General features: G+C 63.7%; 1 protein-coding gene. It reads left to right on the forward strand.

What is annotated here, in order from left to right:
* A partial coding sequence (locus ACPYOI_RS36300; RefSeq protein WP_481424203.1) for a spore coat protein U domain-containing protein occupies window positions 1-270 on the forward strand: 270 nt, incomplete at both ends.

Raw genomic sequence — 270 nt, forward strand, 5'->3', positions numbered from 1 at the left:
GTCCGATCACGTTGCAGGCTTATACGACGAACAGCACGATGACGGTCAGTTGCACGTGGGACGCACTGAGCGTGAACACCGGCGTGCTCGTTTGCGTGAACCTCGGCGGTACGAGCCCGCGCTACCTGGCCAACGGGACGAACCAGATGCAGTACGACCTGTATCAGGACGCCGGCTATTCGCAGCCCTGGGGCGCCGTCAGTGCCGGCACGACGCCGATCTCCGTGTCGTTGACGAAACCGGTGCTCGGCACGACCGCGAGTACCAACG

This window comes from Rhizobium sp. SVR5-2C, assembly GCF_056755115.1.